Below are 21,059 nucleotides of genomic sequence, written 5' to 3'. Positions count from 1 at the left end.
GGTGCGCTACCAGCGGTAGTGCGCGAAGGCCTTGTTCGACTCGGCCATCTTGTGGGTGTCCTCGCGACGCTTGACAGCGGCGCCCAGACCGTTCGACGCGTCGAGGATCTCGTTCATGAGACGCTCGGTCATCGTCTTCTCGCGACGGGCCTTCGCGTAGCTGGTGAGCCAGCGGAGCGCGAGGGTGTTGGCGCGGTGGGGCTTGACCTCGACCGGGACCTGGTAGGTCGAGCCGCCGACGCGGCGGCTGCGGACCTCGAGGGTCGGGCGGACGTTGTCGAGCGCCTTCTTGAGGGTGACGACCGCGTCCTGGCCGTTCTTGCCGGCGACGCCCTCGAGGGCACCGTAGACGATGCGCTCGGCGAGGCCCTTCTTGCCGTCCAGGAGGATCTTGTTGACGAGCTGGCTGACGATGGGGGCGCCGTAGACGGGGTCTGCGACGACGGGGCGCTTGGGAGCGGGGCCCTTACGAGGCATTACTTCTTCTCCATCTTCGCGCCGTACCGGCTGCGAGCCTGCTTGCGGTTCTTGACGGCCTGGGTGTCCAGGGCGCCGCGAACGATCTTGTAGCGGACACCGGGGAGGTCCTTGACGCGACCGCCGCGCACGAGCACCATCGAGTGCTCCTGCAGGTTGTGGCCCTCGCCGGGGATGTAGGCGGTGACCTCGGTGCCGTTGGAGAGCTTCACGCGGGCCACCTTGCGGAGGGCCGAGTTCGGCTTCTTGGGCGTGGTCGTGTAGACGCGCGTGCAGACGCCGCGCTGCTGGGGGTTGGCCTTCAGGGCGGGCGCCTTGGTCTTGGTGACCTTCGGCGTGCGTCCCTTGCGGACCAACTGCTGAATCGTTGGCACTGGTTTTGCTCCTTGAATGCTGCACGGTGACAGCGGATCGATGGTCGACATTCGGCCCTCCCGTCTCCGGGAACGGCCGAGTTCATCTGGACCCGACGCACCCCGCGGCCCCGCGAGCGGGACCGGGAGGGTGAGGGGTATGCCGTGGGGGCCGCCCGATCGGACGAACCCGCGGATCCTCGCGGACCCGGTGGAGCGAAGTGCGGCGACCGCATCGACCCGGAGGCACGACACGAGCGCACGGCAAAGCGCACACCCGAAGAATATTACGGGGAGTGACGGGGCCGGTCAACCGAGCGGCGTTCGCCCTGGGAGATGCCGCAGCGCCGCGACGAGCCGCGCCGGGACTCCGCCCTCACTCCCGCTCGTCGCCCTCCCAGCCCCAGTGAGGGCTGCGGCCGCCGGCGTCGCGACGGGCCAGGAGCAGGAGGAACACGAGCTGGACGGCCGCCGCGAGCACGCCGGTCGCGATCGCGAAGACAGTGGGGGCGTGGTCGAGGATCCAGCCGAGGATCTCCCCCGGCTCCTGGCGGCCGAGCCCGTAGAGCGCTCCGCCGGTGAGGAGGAAGAGCAGGTAGACGACGACCCCGGTCAGAAGCGACGGGCCGAGGACGCGGTCAACGGCGGGACGGGCGGCGAGGGTCACCATCGCGACCAGCACGGCGACGACGCAGACCGCCACCGACACCGGCCCCAGCAGCGGACCGGCGTCGCGCTCGGGCACGACGTCCTGGTCCAGCAGGAGGCTGAGGACCCCGAACGCGCAGACGACCAGGGCGAGGTAGAGGAACGCGGCGAAGCCGGCCAGCGCGAGGCCGTAGCCCAGGCCGGCTCCGCGGCCCTGCCCCTGCCCCTCCGGAGTCACGACTGCGCGGCCGCTTCGCGCTCGGCGTTGCGGCGCTTGACGCCCCGGGCACGGCCCGCGATCGCGGCGCCGCCCCAGACGCTCGCCTCCCGGCCGAGGACGCCGGCGGCGAGGACCGCCGCGAGGACGGCGGGATCGCGGACGTAGTCGAGCGCGAGGGAGCGGTCGATCGGCAGGGCGAGCGGTCCGACGGCGCTCCAGCCGCCGACCAGCGCGGCCGCGGCCGTGAGGAGGGCGACGAGGAAGCCGCCGAGGACGTAGGCCCACCAGCCCGCGCGGTTCACGACCAGCACGATCAGCGCCAGGCCGACCAGGAACGCGGCCACCGGGGCGAGGAAGAGCGCGGTCGGTGCCGCGTCCAGCGCGAGGGCGACCGGGTCGCCGCCGACGCGGTCGCCGAGGAGGCGGATCGCCGTCAGGGCGACGAGGTACAGGACGGCGAAGACCGCGGTCGTCAGGAGGGCGAGCGCGAGGCCCGCGAGACGGTTGCCGGAGCGCCGGACCGGCTCGGGCTCGGCCTCGACCGGCCCGAGGGCGCTGGGGGCGGACGCCGCGACGGCCGGGGCGACGGGCTCGACGGTCGGCTGCCGGCCCGTCACGGGTTCGGGCCAGACGTACTCCCGGGTCGGCTGGGGTCCGGTTCCGCCGGACGTCTCGGTCGCGGAGGGGATCCGCGTGGTCTCGGCGTCGCTGCTCCAGGTCACCCGGACAGCATAGGCACGCCTTCCGCCGCGCCCGGTGCGCCGCGCGGCTCCCCGTCGACGGGGGACAGCGCCGACCGTCTACTCGAGCGGGTGGAGGAGGCGGTGCAGGAACTGCCGGGTGCGCGCCTCGCGCGGCTCCCGGAGGATCTGCGCAGGGGCGCCCCGCTCGACGACCACGCCGTCGGCCATGAAGACGACCTCCGAGGCCACCTGCCGGGCGAACTCGAGCTCGTGCGTCACGACGAGCATGGTCCAGCCCTCCCCCGCCAGCTCCCGCATCAGCGAGAGCACGTCGCCGACCAGCTCCGGGTCCAGCGCCGAGGTGGGCTCGTCGAAGAGGAGCAGATCGGGCCGCAGCGCGAGCGCCCGGACGATGCCCACGCGCTGCTGCTGACCGCCGGAGAGCTCAAAGGGGTAGGCGCTCCCCCGGCCGCCGAGGCCGACGCGCTCGAGCAGGCGCTCCGCCTCCGGGACCACCTCGGACGCGGAACGGCGCTGCACTCGCAGCGGCCCCTCCGTCACGTTCTGGAGGACGGTCAGGTGCGGGAAGAGGTTGAAGTGCTGGAAGACCATCGCGGAGTGGTCGCGCAGCCCGGTCAGCGCCTTCCGTCCGACGCCGCGGTCGAAGTCGAGGACGCTGCCGTCGGCGAGCTCGACCACCCCGCCGTCCGGCACCTCGAGGCTGTTCAGCGAGCGCAGGACGGTGGTCTTGCCCGAGCCGGACGGCCCGATCAGGGCGACGACCTCGCCGCGGTGGACCTCCAGGTCGATGCCGCGCAGCACCTCCACCCCGCCGAACGACTTGCGGAGGCCGCGGGCCTTGAGCACGGGCCGGGCGTCGGTCGGAGTGTCAGCGGGCGACATAGCGGTCCAATCGCTTCTCGAGCAGGCCCTGGCCGCTGGAGAGCACCAGGCAGATGAGCCAGTAGATCAGAGCGGCCTCGAGGTAGAGGAGCATGAACTCGCTCGACGCGGTGGCGATCTTCTGCGCCTGCCGGAAGAGCTCGGTCACCAGGATGAGGGAGGCCAGCGAGGTGTCCTTCACCAGCGAGATGAAGGTGTTCGACAGCGGCGGGACGGAGACGCGCGCGGCCTGCGGGAGGATGATGCGCCGCAGCGAGAGCGAGCGGCTCATGCCGATCGTGTGCGCCGCCTCCCACTGCCCCTTCGGGACGCTGAGGATCGCCGCGCGGATCACCTCCGCCGCGTAGCCGCCCACGTTGAGGGCGAACGCGATGGTGGCGCTGGGCCAGGGGTCGATCTTCAGTCCGAGGCTCGGCAGCCCGTAGAAGATCACGAACAGCTGCACCAGGAGCGGCGTGCCCCGGATGACGGAGATGTAGGCACGCGCGATCCAGGAGAGGATCCGCACCCGGGAGAGCCGCATCAGGGCGACCGCCAGCGCGAGCACGAGCCCGATGGCGAAGCTCGCCAGCGCGAGCGGGATCGTCCCGACGATGCCCCCGGAGAGGATCGGCCAGAACGACCGGAGGACGAGGTCCATTGTGTTCTCCCGCCTTCGCGGGAGGATCCGCGGTCGGCTCGATCGGGTGGTGGCGTCGGGGGCGGATCGTGTCCGCCTCCTGGGGAATGCTGGCACGCTTCGCGCCGGGGCGGGCGCCCTTGCAGGCGGACCCGCGGCCTGAGCCGCTCCGCCGCTCCCCCGCGACGGGACCGCTCACGCACGAGACGGCCCCTCCCGGAAGGGGAGGAGCCGTCTCGGGGTGGGGCTACTGGGAGACGTCGGCTCCGAAGTAGCGCTCGGAGATGGAGGCGAGGGTGCCGTCCTCGCGCAGCTCGTCGAGGGCGGAGTCGACGGCCTCGACGAGGTCGTCCGAGCCCTTCGGGAAGGTGAAGGCGCTCTCGGAGGTGTCGTCGGTGGTGACGGCGACCTTGAGGCCCGCGGCCTGGTCGGGGTAGGTCGTGGACCAGTCGAGCCAGGTGAGGCGGTCGTTCACGGTCGCGTCGACGCGGCCCTGCTCGACGAGGGCGATGGCCTGCGCCCAGCCCTCGACGCCCTCGACCTCGGCGCCGTTCTCCTGCGCGACGGTGTACCAGTTGCTCGAGAGCGACTGCGCGGTGGTCTTGCCGGAGAGGCCGGCGAGGTCGGTGATCGAGGTGTCGCTCGAGGGGACGATCACGACGCCGGGGCTGACCGAGTACGGCTCCGAGAAGTCGTACTTCGCCTCGCGCTCGTCGTTGATCGAGACCTGGTTCGCGATCACGTCGAAGCGCGCTCCGTCCAGGCCCGCGAACATCGCGTCCCACTGCGTCTCCTGGAAGTCGGGTTCGACGCCCAGCTTCTCGGCCACGGCGGTGATCACGTCGACGTCGTAGCCGGTGAGAGCTCCCGTCCCGCCGTCGGCGTGGAAGGAGAAGGGCGGGTAGGTGCCCTCGGTGCCGATGGTGAGCTTCCCCGACTCCTCGACCTCGGCCAGGGTCAGGCCGGAGCTCGCGGAGGCGGTGCCCTCGCCGCTCGAGCCGTAGACCACGTCGTCGGTCGAGGCGGGCGCGCAGCCGGCGAGGACCAGGGCGGCGGCGGCGGCGGTCGTGCCGAGCAGGACGCGCAGAGAGGTGCGGGCGGAGAGGGTCACGGTGTTGTCCTTCGGTGCATCACGGAGTCGTGGCGGTCCCGCTGCGCCGGATGCGGCGCGGGGATCGACGAGGGGACGGGTCGTCCCGGGGCGGACCGCTGCTCGGCGGAACCGCCCGGAGTGACGATAACCAGTGGAGGGGGCGGCCCTATTCCCGGATGTCGCCGTGTGACGCCGGGAGTCCGGCCAGGAAGTGCTCGGCACCGGCGACCTCGTCGCTCGTGAGGCCCGTCGCCGACTCCGGACGCACCAGGTGGAAGGGGGTGCTCTGCTCGCGGGCCCAGTCGTACGCGTCCTCGTGGAGGTTGTCGTCGATCCACACCACGGCGTCGATCGCGCCGCGCTCGGCGGCCGCCTCCAGCCACACCGCGACGGGCTGGAGCTTGCCCGTCCGGCCCGGGAACCGCGGGTCGCGCGGGAGGCCGCCGTCGAAGGCGATCGCTTCCGTGCCCGCCGGCAGCCCGAGGTCCTGGGCGAGGACCCGCGTCAAGCGCGGCGGCCAGGTCGTGGCCCACACGATCGTGCCGACCGCGGCCAGGCGGGAGACGAGCGCCGCCCGCTCCGGCTCGAGCTCCAGGCGGTGCGAGCCCGAGGCGCGATCGCTGCGGACGGAGGGGTTCAGGACGCCGTCGACGTCGAGCAGGATCAGGGCGGCCATGCCTGTCACCGTAGCGGCGGCGGGGCGGATCGCGCGAGGAGCGCTAGCGTGACGGGATGCCTCCGTCCCTCCTGCTGCCGGGAGGCCGCACAGCCGTGCTGGGGCCGGATCCCGTGCGACCGGAGGCGCTGCTGCTCACGGTCGACGGCGCGGAGCAGTCGCTGATCGATCCGGGCGATCCCCGGGCTCTGCACCTCGAGTACCTCGCGCGCCTCGGCGCGGTGGTCGACGCCGCCGCCCCGCCCGGCGAGCCGCTGCGCGTGCTGCACCTCGGAGCCGGAGCCCTGGCCCTGGCCCGGTACGTCGCCGCGACCCGGCCGGGCTCCGAGCAGCTCGCGGTGGAGAGCGCGGCGGGACTCGTGGAGTTCGTGCTCGAGCACGCGCCGCTCCCCCGCGGCGCGCGCGTCCGGCTCCTCACGGCCGACGCCGCAGGGCCCCTGCCGCCCTGGAGCGCCGACCTCGTCGTGCTCGACGTCTACGACGGGGACGAGATCCCGGAGGCGTTCTACCGCCCGTCCGTCCTCGCTCCGCTCGCCGCCCGGGTCGGCGCCGACGGGCTCCTCGCGGTCAACGTCGCCGACGACGCCGACCACCGGAGGCTGGACCGCCTGCGCGGGGTCGTCCGGGAGCTGCTCCCGGTCACCGCAGCGGTCGGATCGACGGCCTTCGTCGAGGGGCGCACCGGCGGGAACGCGATCCTGCTCGCCTCAGGCTCGGCGCTCGCCGACCACGTCGCCGGCCGCCTGCTGCGCGCCGGCCCGCACCCGGTCTCCGCCGCGGCGGATGGCGACGTCGTGGTCGCCGAGGTGGCGGTAGAAGTCGACCCGTGAGTCGAGAGTGACGCCGGTCTCGAGGTACTTGGCGCGGATCCGCTTGATGTAGGTGCGGACGGTGTGCTCGGCGACGCTGAGGTCGACCGCGACGGTGCGGACCGCGGCACCCGCTCCGTAGGCGCGCATCACACGGCTCTCCTGCGGGCTCAGCACCGGGCGGCGCTCCTCGCGCCCGTGCACGAGCCGGTGGCGGGCGGTGTCCGAGATCCAGGTGCGGCCGGAGGCGACCGAGACGACCGCCGCCGCGAGCTCGCTGGGGTCGTCGCCCTTCCAGACGTACGCCGCCCTCTCCCGTCGCAGCACGGCCCGCACCGGCTCCAGGGAGTCGGAGGAGGAGAGCACGACGAGGCCGACGGTCCGGGCCGCCGCACGCTCGAGGGTGTCGGCCACCTCCTCGCCGGGCACGCCGTCCAGGTCGAGGACCGCGATGCGGTCGACGCCCTCCTCGTCGTGCGAGAACTGCGGCAGCAGCTGCGCGAGCAGCGCCTGCAGCGCGGCGCGCTCGATCGCTGGTCCGTCGACAACGGCCAGCGTGAACCGATCGAATCCGGTCACGGGGGTCCCCTAGCAGGGGCAGGTTCGGGTCCGCCCCGGCTGCACCGTAGCGGTCCGCGACGTCGTCGTGCACGTGATGGGACATTTCGTCTCAGTGGGAGGACGCCCCCAGAGCGCTCCGGATCGGCTCACGGAGCGCGTGGAGGACCACCCGCGGCACCGTCTCCGGCTAGTGTCCCTCTCCATGGACGACAGCGCAGAGGGCTCCCGGCGGGCCCGGAGGATCCCCGCGGAGCAGGTCCGCAGCCGCATGATCGCCACGGCGCGCGACGTCGTCTCCGACCACGGCCTCACGGTGAGCTTCGCGCACCTGCCCATGGAGGAGTACATCCGCCTGGCCGGCGTGCCGCGCAGCTCCGTCTACCGGATCTGGAGCACGCGCGAGGAGTTCGTGGCCGACCTCGTCGGCGAGGTCTTCGTGCGGGACCGGTACGCGGAGGGCGCCGATCCCGAGGCCCAGCAGGAGATGCGCGAGGTCTACGAGCGCTCCACCGATCTGCTCTCCACGGCCGCCGGCCGCCGCCGGGTCGCCTGGGAGACCATCCGCATCGGCGCGCGGGCCAATGCCGAGTCGCTCCGCCGCTCCGCCGACTGGTCCTCGTACAACGCGCTGCTCGCCTGCACCTTCTCGATGGAGGAGGGGCCTGCACGCGACGCCGTGCGCGCCACGGCGAAGCGGATCGAGGGCATGCTCACTCGCCGGATGCGCGACTTCTACGAGGAGACCCTGCAGGTCTTCGGCGGGACGATGCGCCCGGGATTCACGACGCTCCAGCTCGCCCACCTCACCGCGATCGTGATCGACGGGCTCGCGCACCGCGGCCGTCTCCTCGACGACGACCTCGACGCTCCGGTGACCGCCCCCGGCCTCGACGGCGAGCCGGTCGAGTGGACCCTGGCGGCCTGGACGATCCGCTCGATCGTCGACGGGATGCTGGAGCCGGTCGTGGAGGACTGAGCGGACCCCGCGACCCGGATCACTCGTCCGGTTCGGTGAACCCGTCGATCAGCAGCAGCACCGACACCACCGCGAGCGACGGTCCGTCGGGATCGGCCGGGTCGAGCGGGCCGGTCACCAGCTCCGGTGCCGCGATCCGCGCGATGCACAGCCCCTCGATCAGGGCCGAGACGGCGGAGGCGAGAGCGGAGGCGCCGCGGTCCGGGCGCAGCCGGAGCCCCGCCTCGGCGAGGGTGTGCTCGTAGTACTTCGCCATGTTGTCGATGAAGTGCAGCTGGCGGGACCGCAGAGCGGATCCGATGGCGGTCCGTGCCGGCTCTTCGTGCGATCCCACCGCGCCGGCGAGAGCGATGAAGTTGCGCCAGTGCTGCGACGAGAAGACGTTGTCGACGTTCGCGTCGACGGCGACCCGGACGGAGGCGGTCAGGGCCTCGCGGCGCTGCGCCGGGGTCGGCTCGGGGTCGAGGCTGCGGTGGAGGTGGGAGTTCCCGGCCCGCAGGGACGGCTGGTCGAGGCGGGTGGCGAGGACCCTCTCCGGGATCGCGGCGATCAGCTCGTCGTAGAACGACTGGCGGGTGGGCCAGATCCGGTACACGGTGCTGCGCGGAACACCCGCCGAGCGGATGACGTCCTCGAGGGGCAGGTGGGCGACTCCGACGCGCAGGCCCTCGGCGCGGACGACTGCGAGAGCGGCGTCCAGCAGGCGGGTGCGGACCTGCTCGCGGGTCAGGCGGGGAGGACGCGCCGACTCCTCCGCATCGAGGGGGTCGTCGCTCATCAGGCCTCCGGCGCCGGGATGCACGGAGGGAGTCTCCGACATCTGCTGTCCAGCCGAGCGTACCCGGAGGGAGGGCGGAACGTGAGAGGAGATCGGGGACGGGCGCGGCCCGCGCATGCGGCTCGGGTGCCGCGCGGGCCGCGCTGCCTGTCCCCCAGGCGGCCTCCCCATGGGCCGGTTCGACCGTATGCTTCCCGACAGACGTCCGTCAACTCACGCGACATGATGTCTCCTCGGCGGCGTCCGCCGACCGGTCACGAGAACCGCCTCCGGGACTCCTCCGCCGCCGGGAGCGGCCTCGCCGCGGTCTGCGCTCGAGAGGCGTGCGGAGCGGACAGCTCGCCCGCGACGACGTCCGACACGACGCCGGTGGCGTGCTCGACGAGGTCGACGTTCCGGGTCAGCCGCGCGTGGTGGCACGGGCTCGCGTCGACGTCGACCACGAGCTTCGCGAAGCGCAGAGCGTCGCCGAGCCGCGCGAACGGCGAGAGCTCGGCGACGAGGGACGGCACGTCCGCTGCGGCGAGGTAGGTGTAGCGGCAGGTCGAGACCACGTAGTCGTCGACCCCGGCCGTCGCCGATCCGGTCGCGACCATGATGTCGCCGAGGTCGACCGGGGCGCTGGCCAGGCCGAGCGCCACCGCGGCGGTCACCTGGATATCACCCACCAGCGCCGTCACGTGCACGCCGGCGGGCCAGGGCGGCAGGGAGCCGAGCTCGGTCGACCCCGTCCGCAGTCCCTTGCCCGCCGCCGAGGCGAGGGCGTCGATCATCGGCACTCCCGTGCACTCCCCCGCGTGCTCGGCGTCCTCCGAGACGGCGTCCCCGCAGGAGGCGAGCATCGCCGAGACGCTCAGCCGGCTCTGCGGGTCCAGTCCTGCGATCACCGCGGGGCTGACCTGACCGGAGTCGTCGACCATCCGTCCGAGGCGCTCCGCGACGTCGGATCCCGTGTTCGGGGTGCCGAAGGTGAGGACGGACGAGACCATCGAGGCGACGGCGGTCCCGTCGACCGAGCCGCTCAGCGCCTGGCGGGCGGCGAGCCCTCCCATCGAGTGCGCGACGACGACGGCGCGGTGCCCGGTCGCGGAGACGAGGCAGGCGATCGAGGAGGCGAGCGCGTCGCTGATCCCCGGGTCGGTGACCCAGCGCGCGGCGAGCCGGCGGTAGTCGAAGGTGTAGACCGCGGCGCCGTCGATCTGCTGCAGCCGGCCGAGGAGGGACGGCTCGGGAGCGTCGAGCGGAGCGGTCGCCGACTCCGACGACACCATGTCGACGAGATGGGAGAAGGCCCCTGTGCGGTCGGCGTCGTGCGTCGCCGTGCCCAGCCAGCCGTGCAGCATCACGATGGGGACCAGGGCGGCGGCGGAGCGCGGCCGGACGTCGTCGCCCGTGAGCACGGGAGCCAGCTCCGCGACGCCGCAGGACGAGGGTGCGACCGCCTCGGCCGCCTCCGCCCGCTCCGCGGGCACCACGACGACGCCGACCACCACGAGCAGTGCGGCCAGCACGACGATCACGAGTCTCATCCGCGCGTTTCCTCACGTGCCGCGACCAGGACGGGGAACGGGTACAGGCTCGACCCGACGAGCACGCATCGAGTCAATCACCCCGCTCCTGCGGGGGAGGACGCTCGTCGCGAACGGGCGGCCCCCCGTGCGGGTGACCGCGGGCCGGGGACGACGAAGGCCCCGCCGGTGTCCCGACGGGGCCTTCGATCGTTCAGCTCACCTGGATCAGCTGTAGTTGCCCGGCTCGTAGCCGTCGCTCGAGAACGAGTCGAAGTCGACGAACGAGAGGTCGGCGTCGCTGAACGCGGCGTCGTCGGCGAAGATGCGGTTGGGGTACCGCTCGGCCTTCGCCTCCTCGGTCGCCTCGACCGACACGTTCCGGTACTTGGGCAGACCGGTTCCCGCCGGGATCAGCTTTCCGATGATCACGTTCTCCTTCAGGCCCATCAGCGGGTCGCGCTTGCCCTCCATGGCCGCCTGCGTCAGGACGCGGGTGGTCTCCTGGAAGGACGCGGCCGACAGCCACGACTCGGTCGCGAGCGAGGCCTTGGTGATGCCCATGACCTCCTGGCGGGCGGACGCGGTCCGCTTGCCCTCGGTCAGAGCCGCACGGTTGACCTCGCTGTAGCGCGAGCGGTCGACGAGCTCGCCCGGCAGCAGCTCCGTGTCGCCGTGGTCGACCACGGTGACCTTGCGGAGCATCTGACGCACGATGACCTCGATGTGCTTGTCGTGGATCGGCACACCCTGCGAGCGGTAGACGCCCTGGACGCCGCCCACCAGGTGCTTCTGGACCTCGCGGACGCCCAGCACGCGCAGGACCTCCTTGGGGTCGACCGTTCCGACGTGCAGCTGCTGCCCGAGCTCGACGTGCTGGCCGTCCTCGATGAGGAGCTGCGAGCGCTTGAGCACCGGGTAGATGACCGCCTCGTCGCCGTTGTCCGGCTGGAGGATGACGCGGCGGGCACGGTCGGTGTCCTCGATGGTGATCCGGCCGGCGGCCTCCGCGATCGGCGACGCGCCCTTGGGGGTGCGGGCCTCGAAGAGCTCCTGCACGCGGGGAAGACCCTGCGTGATGTCGTCGGCCGAGGCCGATCCACCGGTGTGGAAGGTGCGCATCGTGAGCTGCGTGCCGGGCTCGCCGATCGACTGGGCCGCGATGATGCCGACGGCCTCTCCGATGTCGACGAGCTTGCCGGTGGCGAGCGAGCGGCCGTAGCAGGCCGCGCAGACGCCGACGGCGGACTCGCAGGTCAGGACGGAGCGCACCTTGATGTGGCGCACGCCCGCTCCGACCAGCTTCTCGATGAGCACGTCGCCCACGTCCTCGCCGGCCTCGGCGACGAGCTCGCCGGCCTCGTTCGACGCCGGAGTGGCGAGCGAACGGGCGTAGACGGAGTTCTCGACGTTGGAGTCCTTGATCCAGGCGCCGGTGGCGTCCTGGAGCATGATCGGCAGGTCGAGGCCCTTCGAGGTGCCGCAGTCCTCCTCGCGGATGATGACGTCCTGCGAGACGTCGACGAGTCGACGCGTCAGGTAGCCCGAGTCCGCGGTGCGGAGCGCGGTGTCGGCCAGGCCCTTGCGGGCACCGTGCGTGGCGATGAAGTACTCGGCGACCGACAGGCCCTCGCGGTACGAGGAGATGATCGGTCGGGCGATGATCTCGCCCTTCGGGTTGTTCACCAGGCCTCGCATGCCGGCGATGTTGCGCACCTGCAGCCAGTTGCCGCGGGCACCGGAGGTGACCATGCGGTTGATGGTGTTGTCCGTCGGGAAGTTCGCGCGCATGGCCTTGGCGACCTCGTCGGTCGCCTCGGTCCAGATCTTCACGAGCTCCTGGCGGCGCTCGGCCTGAGTGGTCAGACCCTTGTCGTACTCGGACTCGACCTTCGCGGCCTTCTTCTCGTAGCCCGCGATGATCTCGGGCTTCGACGGAGGCGTGAGGATGTCGGACAGCGCCACGGTGACACCCGAGCGGGTGGCCCAGTAGAAGCCGGCGTCCTTGATCCGGTCGAGCGAGGCGGCGACCTCCACCTTCGGGTAGCGCTCCGCGAGGTCGTTGACGATCCCGGAGATGGTCGTCTTGTCGGCGACCTGCTCGAAGTAGGGGTAGTCGACCGGCAGCGCCTCGTTGAAGAGGGCGCGGCCGAGCGTGGTCTCGAGGAGGACCGGCGCGGTGACCTTGCCGTTCTCGTCGATCTCGACGCCCTCGGGTGCCTGACCCTGCGCGAAGTACACGTCCGACATGCGGATCCTGACCTTCGAGTTCAGGTGCAGCGAGCCCTGGTCCTTCGCGAGGATCGCCTCCGAGACGGAGGAGAACGCGCGGCCCTCGCCGGCGGCGCCCTCGCGGATCGTCGTCAGGTGGTGGAGGCCGATGATCATGTCCTGCGTGGGCAGGGTGACCGGACGGCCGTCCGAGGGCTTGAGGATGTTGTTCGACGCGAGCATCAGGATGCGCGCCTCGGCCTGGGCCTCGACGGACAGCGGCAGGTGGACGGCCATCTGGTCGCCGTCGAAGTCCGCGTTGAACGCGGCGCAGACGAGCGGGTGCAGCTGGATCGCCTTGCCCTCGACCAGCTGGGGCTCGAAGGCCTGGATGCCGAGACGGTGCAGCGTGGGCGCGCGGTTCAGCAGGACGGGGCGCTCGCGGATGATCTCCTCGAGCACGTCCCACACCTGCGGGCGCGAGCGCTCCACCATGCGCTTGGCGGCCTTGATGTTCTGCGCGTGCGACAGGTCGATCAGGCGCTTGATCACGAACGGCTTGAACAGCTCCAGCGCCATCTGCTTGGGCAGACCGCACTGGTGCAGCTTGAGCTGCGGGCCGACGATGATGACCGAGCGGCCCGAGTAGTCGACGCGCTTGCCCAGCAGGTTCTGGCGGAAGCGACCCTGCTTTCCCTTGAGCATGTCGCTCAGGGACTTCAGGGCGCGGTTGCCGGTTCCGGTGACGGGGCGGCCGCGGCGGCCGTTGTCGAAGAGGGCGTCGACCGCCTCCTGGAGCATGCGCTTCTCGTTGTTCACGATGATCTCGGGGGCACCGAGGTCGAGCAGGCGACGGAGTCGGTTGTTGCGGTTGATCACGCGACGGTAGAGGTCGTTCAGGTCGCTGGTCGCGAACCGGCCTCCGTCGAGCTGCACCATCGGGCGCAGCTCCGGCGGGATGACCGGGACGACGTCGAGGACCATCGCGGCCGGCGAGTTGCCGGTGGCGAGGAAAGAGTTGACGACGCGCAGGCGCTTGATGGCGCGGATCTTCTTCTGACCCTTGCCCTCGGCGATCTGCAGGTGCAGCGTCTCGGCCTCGGCCTGGAGGTCGAACTGCTCGAGGCGCTTCTTGATCGCCTCGGCGCCCATGTAGGCCTCGAAGTAGACGCCGTACCGGTCGACGAGCTCGTTGAAGACCGCGTCCTCGGGCTTGAGGTCGCCGACCTTGAGGGTGCGGAACTGCTCCCACACGCTCTCGAGCCGCGCGATGTCCTCGTCGAAGGACTTGCGGATCTGGCCCATCTCCTTCTCGGCGCCGTCCTTGGTGCGGCGCTTCTGGTCGCTCTTGGCGCCCTCCGCCTCCAGGGCGGCGAGGTCGGTCTCCAGGCGCGCCAGACGGTCCGCGATGCGGGAGTCGCGCTGGTCCGAGAGGGTCTTGATCTCGAGCCGGAGCTCGTTCTCGAGCCCGGGCATGTCGGCGTGACGGCCGTCGTCGTCCACGTCGATGATCATGTACGCCGCGAAGTAGATGACCTTCTCGAGGTCCTTCGGCGCCATGTCCAGCAGGTATCCGAGGCGCGAGGGGACGCCCTTGAAGTACCAGATGTGGGTGACGGGGGCGGCGAGCTCGATGTGGCCCATCCGCTCGCGGCGGACCGAGGACTTGGTGACCTCGACGCCGCAGCGCTCGCAGACGATGCCCTTGAAGCGGACTCGCTTGTACTTGCCGCAGGAGCACTCCCAGTCGCGAGAGGGTCCGAAGATCTGCTCGCCGAACAGGCCGTCCTTCTCGGGCTTCAGGGTGCGGTAGTTGATGGTCTCGGGCTTCTTCACTTCACCGTGCGACCAGCGACGGATGTCATCGGCCGTTGCGAGGCCGATGCGCAGCTCATCGAAAGTGGTTACGTCGAGCAATGTTTTCTCCTTGTCGGAAAACAGGGTGTCTCGTCAGAGACGGGAGGTCGTCAGATGCTGGCGCGGATCAGATGTCGTCGACGGAGGACGACTCGAACCGGGAGGAGATGTTGATGCCGAGCTCTTCCGCGGCGCGGTAGACCTCGTCATCGGTGTCGCGCAGGCTGACCGCGGTGCCGTCGGCCGAGAGGACCTCGACGTTCAGGCACAGGGACTGCATCTCCTTGATGAGGACCTTGAAGGACTCCGGGATGCCGGGCTCCTGGATGTTCTCGCCCTTGACGATGGCCTCGTACACCTTCACGCGGCCGAGGATGTCGTCCGACTTGATGGTGAGGAGCTCCTGGAGGGCGTAGGCGGCGCCGTAGGCCTCGAGGGCCCACACCTCCATCTCGCCGAAGCGCTGGCCGCCGAACTGCGCCTTACCACCGAGCGGCTGCTGGGTGATCATCGAGTACGGGCCCGTCGAGCGCGCGTGGATCTTGTCGTCGACGAGGTGGTGCAGCTTCAGGATGTACATGTAGCCGACCGAGACCGGGTCCGGGAAGGGCTCCCCGGAGCGGCCGTCGAACAGCTGCGTCTTGCCGGACGAGCCGATCAGGCGCTCTCCGTCGCGCGTCGGGGTGGTGGAGTCGAGGAGCCCTGCGAGCTCCTCCTCCGCCGCACCGTCGAAGACGGGGGTCGCGACCTTGGTGCCGGGCGCCGCCTCGCGGGCGTGCTCGGGCAGGCGCGCGGCCCACTCCGGCTGACCCTCGACCTTCCAGCCCTGCTTCGCGATCCACCCGAGGTGGATCTCGAGGACCTGGCCGAAGTTCATGCGGCCGGGGACGCCGAGCGGGTTGAGGACGATGTCGACCGGGGTGCCGTCGGCGAGGAACGGCATGTCCTCGACCGGCAGGATCTTCGAGATGACGCCCTTGTTGCCGTGGCGGCCGGCGAGCTTGTCGCCCTCGGTGATCTTGCGCTTCTGGGCGATGTAGACGACCACGCGCTGGTTGACGCCCGAGCCGAGCTCGTCGTCGCCGTCCTGCGCGTCGAACACCTTGACGCCGATGATCGTGCCCTGCTCGCCGTGGGGCACCTTCAGCGACGTGTCGCGGACCTCGCGGCTCTTCTCGTTGAAGATCGCGCGGAGAAGGCGCTCCTCGGCCGAGAGCTCGGTCTCGCCCTTGGGCGTGACCTTGCCGACGAGGATGTCGCCGGGGCGGACCTCGGCGCCGATGCGGATGATGCCGCGCTCGTCCAGGTCGGCCAGGAGCTCGGGGCTGACGTTGGGGAGGTCGCGGGTGATCTCCTCCTTGCCGAGCTTGGTGTCGCGGGCGTCGACCTCGTACTCCTCGATGTGGATCGAGGAGAGGACGTCGTCCTTCACCAGGTTCTGGCTGAGGATGATCGCGTCCTCGAAGTTGTGGCCCTCCCACGGCATGAACGCGACGAGCAGGTTCTTGCCCAGCGCGAGCTCGCCGTTCTCGGTGGCGGGGCCGTCGGCGACGACCTCGCCGACCTCGATGCGCTCGCCGGCCGAGACGACCACGCGGTTGTTGTACGAGGTGCCCTGGTTGGAGCGGTCGAACTTGCGGAGGAAGTAGGTCTGCGTGCCGCCCTCGTCCAGCTGGACGGTGACGGAGTCGGCGGAGACCTCCTGGACGACACCGGCCTTGTCGGCGGTGATGACGTCGCCGGCGTCGATGGCCGCGAAGCCCTCCATGCCGGTTCCGACGACGGGCGACTCGCTGCGCAGCAGCGGGACGGCCTGACGCTGCATGTTCGCGCCCATGAGCGCGCGGTTCGCGTCGTCGTGCTCGAGGAACGGGATCAGCGAGGTCGCGACCGAGACCATCTGGCGCGGCGAGACGTCCATGTAGTGGACGCGCTCGGCGTCGACGAGCTCGACCTCTCCGCCCTTGGGGCGGACCAGGACCTTGCCCTCCGCGAAGCGGAAGTCCTTCGTGAGGGGGGCGTTCGCCTGGGCGACCAGGTACTCGTCCTCCTCGGACGCGGTGAGGTAGTCGATCTGCGAGGTGACGGTGCCGTCGACGACCTTGCGGTACGGGGTCTCGATGAATCCGAAGGAGTTGATGCGCGCGAAGGACGCGAGCGATCCGATCAGGCCGATGTTCGGGCCTTCCGGGGTCTCGATCGGGCACATGCGGCCGTAGTGCGAGGGGTGGACGTCGCGGACCTCGACGCCGGCGCGCTCACGGGAGAGTCCGCCGGGGCCGAGCGCCGACAGGCGGCGCTTGTGGGTCAGACCCGCGAGCGGGTTGTTCTGGTCCATGAACTGCGACAGCTGGCTGGTCCCGAAGAACTCCTTGATCGCGGCGACGACGGGGCGCACGTTGATCAGGGTCTGCGGGGTGATCGCCTCGATGTCCTGCGTGGTCATGCGCTCGCGGACGACGCGCTCCATGCGGGACAGTCCGGTGCGGACCTGGTTCTGGATCAGCTCGCCGACCGCGCGGATGCGGCGGTTGCCGAAGTGGTCGATGTCGTCGACGTCGAGACGCAGCTCGACCGGCTCGCCGTCGCGCACGCCGGGGAGGGCGGTGCGGCCGTCGTGCAGGGCGACCAGGTACTTGATGGTCGCGATGATGTCCTCGACCGTGAGCACCGAGTCGGACAGCGCCTTGTCGATGCCGAGCTTGCGGTTGATCTTGTAGCGGCCGACCTTCGCGAGGTCGTAGCGCTTGGAGTTGAAGTAGAAGTTGTCCAGCAGCGCGCGGGCGGCCTCGGCGGCGACCTGCTCGCCCGGACGGAGCTTGCGGTAGATGTCGCGGAGGGCGTCCTCCTTGGTGAGGATGTTGTCCTTCTCGAGGGTCAGCTCGATCGACTCGTAGCCGGCGAACTGCTCGAGGATCTCCTCGCTCGTCAGGCCGAGGGCCTTGAGGAACACGGTGACCGACTGCTTGCGCTTGCGGTCGATGCGCACGCCGACCTGGTCGCGCTTGTCGATCTCGAACTCGAGCCAGGCGCCGCGGCTCGGGATGACGCGGGCGGAGTAGATGTCCTTGTCGGACGTCTTCTCCTGCTGGCGCTCGAAGTAGACGCCGGGGCTGCGCACGAGCTGGGACACGACGACACGCTCGGTGCCGTTGATGATGAACGTGCCCTTCTCGGTCATCAGCGGGAAGTCGCCCATGAAGACCGTCTGGGTCTTGATCTCACCCGTGAGGTGGTTCATGAACTCGGCCTCGACGTACAGCGGAGCGGCATAGGTCTTGCCGCGCTCCTTGCACTCCTCGATCGTGTACTTCTCGGGCTCGAGGTACGGGTTCGTGAAGCTCAGCTGCATCGTCTCGCTGAGGTCCTCGATCGGGGAGATCTCCTCGAAGATCTCGTCGAGGCCGGAGTTGGCGGGGAGGTCCTCCCGGCCGGCGGCCTTCGCCTCGGCGACGCGGGTCTTCCACGCCTCCGAGCCGACGAGCCAGTCGAAGCTCTCGGTCTGCAGCGCGAGCAGATCCGGAACGGTCAGGGTGTCGCTGATCTTGGCGAACGAGAGACGCGAAGCTCCGCGTCCGTTCTTGGGTGAGGTGGTGGTCGCGGTGGACGCAGCAGCCAAGGAAGGAACCTCCGTAGACCCTCGCGGGTCTCAATCTGTGGGATGTGTGGAGTGGGCTCCCGCCGGACGGGCCGCCACCCCTGCCCGCACGCCGTGCGGACCGAGGCGACTCGGTCTTGGGGGCGGGGCTAGAGTGTGGCAACGGCATCCACCATCTGATGCCGGGTTCCGGTGACCTGCCGACCGCGATATGAGGGCATGGGTACTCGGGAGCGCAAAGTACGAATATAGCCGCATCGCGCCACGCCGCGCAAGTGCGGATGCTTGCGCCGCCCCGCGGGGTCCGGTATACGAGGCCACGGCCTCCCGGATCGATCCGACGGGGCCGGGCGCGGAGACCCGCCGTCCCGCCGCCGCGGCAGACTGGTCGGATGCAGGAACGCACCGGCCGCCGACGCGGAGACGACTCCGAGCACCCCCGCGCCGTGCTCGCCAGCGGGTACACCGCGCGGATCGAGCCCGACCGCCACTCGCCCGAGGCGGCGACCCTGGTCGTCGACGGCACTCCGCAGTCGCACGTCGACCTCGCGGATCCGACGCACCTCTCGTTCGAGTACGTCCGCCGGATCGGCCACGCGATCGACCTCGTCGCCCCCGAGGGCGAGAGCGTCACGGCGCTCCACCTGGGCGCCGGAGCGCTGACCCTCCCCCGCTACGTCGCCGCGACCCGGCCGGGCTCGCGCCAGCAGGTCGTCGAGATCGAGGGCGCTCTGGTCGAGCTGGTGCGCGAGGCGCTCCCGCTCCCCCGCGGGGCGCAGATCCGCATCCGCCAGGGCGACGCCCGCGAGGTGCTCGGCAAGCTGCCGCCCGGGCTGCGCGGCACGGTCGACGTGGTCGTCGTCGACATCTTCTCGGGCGCGCGCACTCCCGCGCACGTGACCAGCGCCGAGTTCTACGGGGCGATCGCGCCGCTGCTCGCCCCCGGCGGCCTGGTCGCGGTGAACGTGGCCGACGGCGGCGCGCTCGCCTTCGCCCGCGCCCAGGCCGCGACGCTCGCCTCCGTCTTCGCGCACACCGCGATCATGACCGACACCCAGATGCTCAAGGCCAAGCGCTTCGGGAACGTGGTGATGCTCGCCTCGGCCGATCCGCTGCCGCTCGACGGCCTGCCGCGGCGCCTCGCCTCCGACCTCGCGCCCTCCAAGCTGGTGCAGGGGCGGGAGCTCGAGAACTTCATCGCCGGCGCCCTCGTCGTCACGGACGAGACCGCCACCCCGTCGCCGCTGCCGGCGCGGAGCATCTTCCAGGTGCGACGGGGCTGACCCGGGCCGCGCGTCGGGGCGCCGTCCGGGGACCCGCCGGTACACTCGACGCCGGGGTCAGCGACCCCGACCGTCCTCTCGTCCGCCGCGCGCGACGATCCGGATCCGCACTCCACGAGGAAGCATCGCCCTGAGCATCATCATCCGCCACGACCCCGCGACCCTCCACGAGGAGATCGACGTCGACGCCGCCCAGGAGCGCCTGGAGGAGATCGGCGCGCTGCGCAGCCTCGCCGCGCTCACCGAGAAGGCGGAGCTGCTGCGCCTGCTCGGGCGCGTCGACGAGGCGTGGGACCTCGCGAACGAGGCCGTCCGCCGCACCCGCTTCTCCGGCGACCGCGCCGAGCTGCTCACCGCCCGCGTCCGCCGCGCCCGCCTCATGCAGCTGCGGGGCCGCACCGACGAGGCCCTCTCGGAGCTCGCGCTCTGCGTCGAGGAGGCGCGCACGCACGAGTGGCACCTCGAGCACTCCTTCGCGCTCAAGCACCGCGGCCTCACCTTCTTCGAGCTGGGCGAGTACGGCCGGGCGATGCGCGACTTCGACGCCGCGACCGCCCTCGGCGAGCGCGTCGGGGTCCCCGAGGAGGAGCTCGAGGTCGCACGCCTGGGCTACGCCGCCGCCTCCGAGTTCCAGGACGGGACCGACCGCGAAGCCCGCACCGACGGCACCGCCCGCGGCCGCCGCCGCGCCGACGGCGACGAGTCCTAGGAAGCGCCACCGGTGGCCGACCTCGAGGACGTGGCCCGCTGGGCCGACGCGCTGATCGAGGAGCACCTCGACCCCTCCTGGTCCTTCGCGCTCGACCACGCGCGCACCCGCGGCGGCGCCTGCCACTGGACGCGCCGCCGGATCACGGTCTCGCGCCACCTCGCCGCCCGCTGGAGCGACGAGGAGGTCCGGCAGACCCTCCTGCACGAGGTCGCGCACGCGCTCGCCGGGCCCGACGCCGGGCACGGACCGCCGTGGCGGCGGATCGCGGCACGGCTCGGCTACACGGGATCGCGCACCCACAGCAACCCGACCGCGGACGAGCTCGCGCCGTGGGTCGGCACCTGCCCGGGCGGACACCTCTTCTACCGCCATCGCCGGCCCACCCGGCCCCTGGCCTGCGGCCGCTGCGCGCGCCGGTTCGAGCCCGCGAACGCGATCCAGTGGCGGCGCCGACCGGTCCCGGCGCCGTGACCCCGGACGAGGCCTCTCACGGCGGCCGCACGCCGGTCACCGGGCAGTGGCTCCCCGAGGCCGACGGCCGGCGGTGGTGGTTCGACTCCGGGAGCCTCGCACTCGACTTCGCCACGACGGGAGCACTGCCTCCGGGAGCGGCCGAGCACCTCGACTCCGATGCCGCCCTGGCCGCCTGGCTCGCCGAGCGCTTCGAGGCGGTCGGCCCCGAGAGCCGGGACGCGCGCCTGGACGACGCGCTGATGCTCCGGGGCGCGATCGCCCGGCTGGCCGTCGCGGCCGAGGCCGGCACCGCGCTCGACCCGCGCGACGTCGACGTGGTCAACCTGGTCGCGGCGATGCCCGATATCCCGCCGGTGCTGGGCGGCGGATCGCGGCAGGCAGGACGGCTCCACGCGGCGGGCAGGCAGGCGCTCGCGTCCATCGCCCGGGAGGCCGTGGGGCTGCTGGGTCCGGCCGCGACCGGACGGCTGCGGCGCTGCGCGGATCCGGAGTGCCGGATGCTCTACCTCGACACGTCCCGCGCCGGGTCGCGCCGCTGGTGCTCGATGCAGCGCTGCGGGAACCGGTCGAAGGTCCGGGCCTACCGGGCGCGCGCCGCCGCCCCGCGCGGCTGACGCACC

Annotated in this window: 18 protein-coding genes; 5 read left to right on the top strand and 13 right to left on the bottom strand. The window is 71.5% G+C overall.

The genetic code is table 11. The features are described from left to right. Positions 1 to 6: 6 nt before the first annotated feature. The 9 genes from rpsG to C5D66_RS11130 all read right to left on the bottom strand — a co-directional run bounded on the left by rpsG (position 7) and on the right by C5D66_RS11130 (position 7,060). Entirely contained in the window at positions 7 to 477 is a 471-nt protein-coding gene (gene rpsG, locus C5D66_RS11170; RefSeq protein ID WP_068251443.1) for a 30S ribosomal protein S7, read from the bottom strand. Further along, positions 477 to 851: a 30S ribosomal protein S12 gene (gene rpsL / locus C5D66_RS11165; protein WP_011186743.1), complete on the bottom strand. Its 375-nt coding sequence runs from the start codon at positions 849 to 851 to the stop codon at positions 477 to 479. Before rpsL ends, rpsG begins: the two co-directional genes overlap by 1 nt. A 355-nt stretch (positions 852 to 1,206) precedes the next feature. Further along, positions 1,207 to 1,716 carry a DUF6121 family protein gene (locus C5D66_RS11160; protein ID WP_104255702.1) on the bottom strand — a complete coding sequence of 170 codons (510 nt, stop codon included), beginning with the start codon at positions 1,714 to 1,716 and terminating at the stop codon, positions 1,207 to 1,209. Beyond that, complete coding sequence (locus tag C5D66_RS16815; RefSeq protein ID WP_146079319.1) at positions 1,713 to 2,420, bottom strand: hypothetical protein; 708 nt, start codon at positions 2,418 to 2,420, stop codon at positions 1,713 to 1,715. The genes C5D66_RS11160 and C5D66_RS16815 overlap by 4 nt, the downstream gene beginning before the upstream one ends. Positions 2,421 to 2,498: 78 nt before the next feature. Continuing rightward, positions 2,499 to 3,284: an amino acid ABC transporter ATP-binding protein gene (locus C5D66_RS11150; RefSeq protein ID WP_104255701.1), complete on the bottom strand. Its 786-nt coding sequence runs from the start codon at positions 3,282 to 3,284 to the stop codon at positions 2,499 to 2,501. Then, a complete protein-coding gene (locus C5D66_RS11145; protein WP_104224574.1) occupies positions 3,271 to 3,924 on the bottom strand; it encodes an amino acid ABC transporter permease in 654 nt (217 codons plus the stop codon). The genes C5D66_RS11150 and C5D66_RS11145 overlap by 14 nt, the downstream gene beginning before the upstream one ends. 226 nt (positions 3,925 to 4,150) lie before the next feature. Further along, complete coding sequence (locus tag C5D66_RS11140; RefSeq protein WP_374952934.1) at positions 4,151 to 5,014, bottom strand: amino acid ABC transporter substrate-binding protein; 864 nt, start codon at positions 5,012 to 5,014, stop codon at positions 4,151 to 4,153. A 148-nt stretch (positions 5,015 to 5,162) separates the two neighbouring features. Beyond that, the gene (locus tag C5D66_RS11135) at positions 5,163 to 5,672 is read right to left on the bottom strand and encodes an HAD domain-containing protein (protein WP_104255700.1); all 510 of its coding nucleotides are present in this window, start codon (positions 5,670 to 5,672) and stop codon (positions 5,163 to 5,165) included. Positions 5,673 to 6,379: 707 nt separating this feature from the next. Next, entirely contained in the window at positions 6,380 to 7,060 is a 681-nt protein-coding gene (locus tag C5D66_RS11130; RefSeq protein WP_104255699.1) for a LuxR C-terminal-related transcriptional regulator, read from the bottom strand. A gap of 184 nt (positions 7,061 to 7,244) precedes the next feature. Here C5D66_RS11130 and C5D66_RS11125 point away from each other — a divergent pair, with 184 nt between their 5' ends. Continuing rightward, positions 7,245 to 8,018, top strand: a complete 774-nt coding sequence (locus tag C5D66_RS11125) for a TetR/AcrR family transcriptional regulator (RefSeq protein ID WP_146079318.1) — start codon at positions 7,245 to 7,247, stop codon at positions 8,016 to 8,018. A gap of 19 nt (positions 8,019 to 8,037) precedes the next feature. On the opposite strand, the gene C5D66_RS11120 is transcribed toward C5D66_RS11125, so the two are convergent. The 4 genes from C5D66_RS11120 to rpoB form a co-directional block, all read right to left on the bottom strand. Continuing rightward, positions 8,038 to 8,796 (bottom strand): TetR/AcrR family transcriptional regulator, encoded by a 759-nt coding sequence (locus C5D66_RS11120; RefSeq protein ID WP_146083162.1) that lies wholly within the window; start codon positions 8,794 to 8,796, stop codon positions 8,038 to 8,040. A 254-nt stretch (positions 8,797 to 9,050) separates the two neighbouring features. After that, positions 9,051 to 10,325, bottom strand: a complete 1,275-nt coding sequence (locus tag C5D66_RS11115; RefSeq protein ID WP_104255696.1) for a triacylglycerol lipase — start codon at positions 10,323 to 10,325, stop codon at positions 9,051 to 9,053. Between the two features lie 207 nt (positions 10,326 to 10,532). Next, positions 10,533 to 14,432, bottom strand: coding sequence for a DNA-directed RNA polymerase subunit beta' (locus C5D66_RS11110; RefSeq protein WP_104224580.1), 3,900 nt, complete (start codon positions 14,430 to 14,432; stop codon positions 10,533 to 10,535). A gap of 67 nt (positions 14,433 to 14,499) precedes the next feature. Continuing rightward, the gene (gene rpoB, locus C5D66_RS11105) at positions 14,500 to 17,991 is read right to left on the bottom strand and encodes a DNA-directed RNA polymerase subunit beta (RefSeq protein ID WP_104224581.1); all 3,492 of its coding nucleotides are present in this window, start codon (positions 17,989 to 17,991) and stop codon (positions 14,500 to 14,502) included. A gap of 371 nt (positions 17,992 to 18,362) precedes the next feature. On the opposite strand from rpoB, the gene C5D66_RS11100 reads away from it, so the two are divergent. The 4 genes from C5D66_RS11100 to C5D66_RS11085 all read left to right on the top strand — a co-directional run bounded on the left by C5D66_RS11100 (position 18,363) and on the right by C5D66_RS11085 (position 21,053). Next, complete coding sequence (locus C5D66_RS11100; RefSeq protein ID WP_104255695.1) at positions 18,363 to 19,253, top strand: spermidine synthase; 891 nt, start codon at positions 18,363 to 18,365, stop codon at positions 19,251 to 19,253. Positions 19,254 to 19,632: 379 nt separating this feature from the next. Continuing rightward, positions 19,633 to 19,962, top strand: coding sequence for a hypothetical protein (locus tag C5D66_RS17175; RefSeq protein ID WP_181027192.1), 330 nt, complete (start codon positions 19,633 to 19,635; stop codon positions 19,960 to 19,962). A 12-nt stretch (positions 19,963 to 19,974) separates the two neighbouring features. Then, positions 19,975 to 20,436: a SprT-like domain-containing protein gene (locus C5D66_RS11090; RefSeq protein WP_104233929.1), complete on the top strand. Its 462-nt coding sequence runs from the start codon at positions 19,975 to 19,977 to the stop codon at positions 20,434 to 20,436. Next, positions 20,406 to 21,053 (top strand): CGNR zinc finger domain-containing protein, encoded by a 648-nt coding sequence (locus tag C5D66_RS11085; RefSeq protein WP_258063864.1) that lies wholly within the window; start codon positions 20,406 to 20,408, stop codon positions 21,051 to 21,053. The genes C5D66_RS11090 and C5D66_RS11085 overlap by 31 nt, the downstream gene beginning before the upstream one ends. Positions 21,054 to 21,059 lie beyond the last annotated feature (6 nt).

Source organism: Rathayibacter sp. AY1B4 (assembly GCF_002932815.1).
In the GTDB taxonomy this organism is placed as follows: domain Bacteria; phylum Actinomycetota; class Actinomycetes; order Actinomycetales; family Microbacteriaceae; genus Rathayibacter.
The sequence above is the reverse complement of the archived record's forward strand: the minus strand, read 5'-3'. Positions and strand labels throughout refer to the sequence as shown.

Coding starts and splice junctions, on each gene's coding strand:
- rpsG (WP_068251443.1), bottom strand. CDS start 477: ATGCCTCGTAAGGGCCCCGCTCCCAAGCGCCCCGTCGTCGCAGACCCC.
- C5D66_RS11150 (WP_104255701.1), bottom strand. CDS start 3,284: ATGTCGCCCGCTGACACTCCGACCGACGCCCGGCCCGTGCTCAAGGCC.
- C5D66_RS11145 (WP_104224574.1), bottom strand. CDS start 3,924: ATGGACCTCGTCCTCCGGTCGTTCTGGCCGATCCTCTCCGGGGGCATC.
- C5D66_RS11135 (WP_104255700.1), bottom strand. CDS start 5,672: ATGGCCGCCCTGATCCTGCTCGACGTCGACGGCGTCCTGAACCCCTCC.
- C5D66_RS11125 (WP_146079318.1), top strand. CDS start 7,245: ATGGACGACAGCGCAGAGGGCTCCCGGCGGGCCCGGAGGATCCCCGCG.
- C5D66_RS11120 (WP_146083162.1), bottom strand. CDS start 8,796: ATGAGCGACGACCCCCTCGATGCGGAGGAGTCGGCGCGTCCTCCCCGC.
- C5D66_RS11115 (WP_104255696.1), bottom strand. CDS start 10,325: ATGAGACTCGTGATCGTCGTGCTGGCCGCACTGCTCGTGGTGGTCGGC.
- C5D66_RS11100 (WP_104255695.1), top strand. CDS start 18,363: ATGCAGGAACGCACCGGCCGCCGACGCGGAGACGACTCCGAGCACCCC.
- C5D66_RS17175 (WP_181027192.1), top strand. CDS start 19,633: ATGCAGCTGCGGGGCCGCACCGACGAGGCCCTCTCGGAGCTCGCGCTC.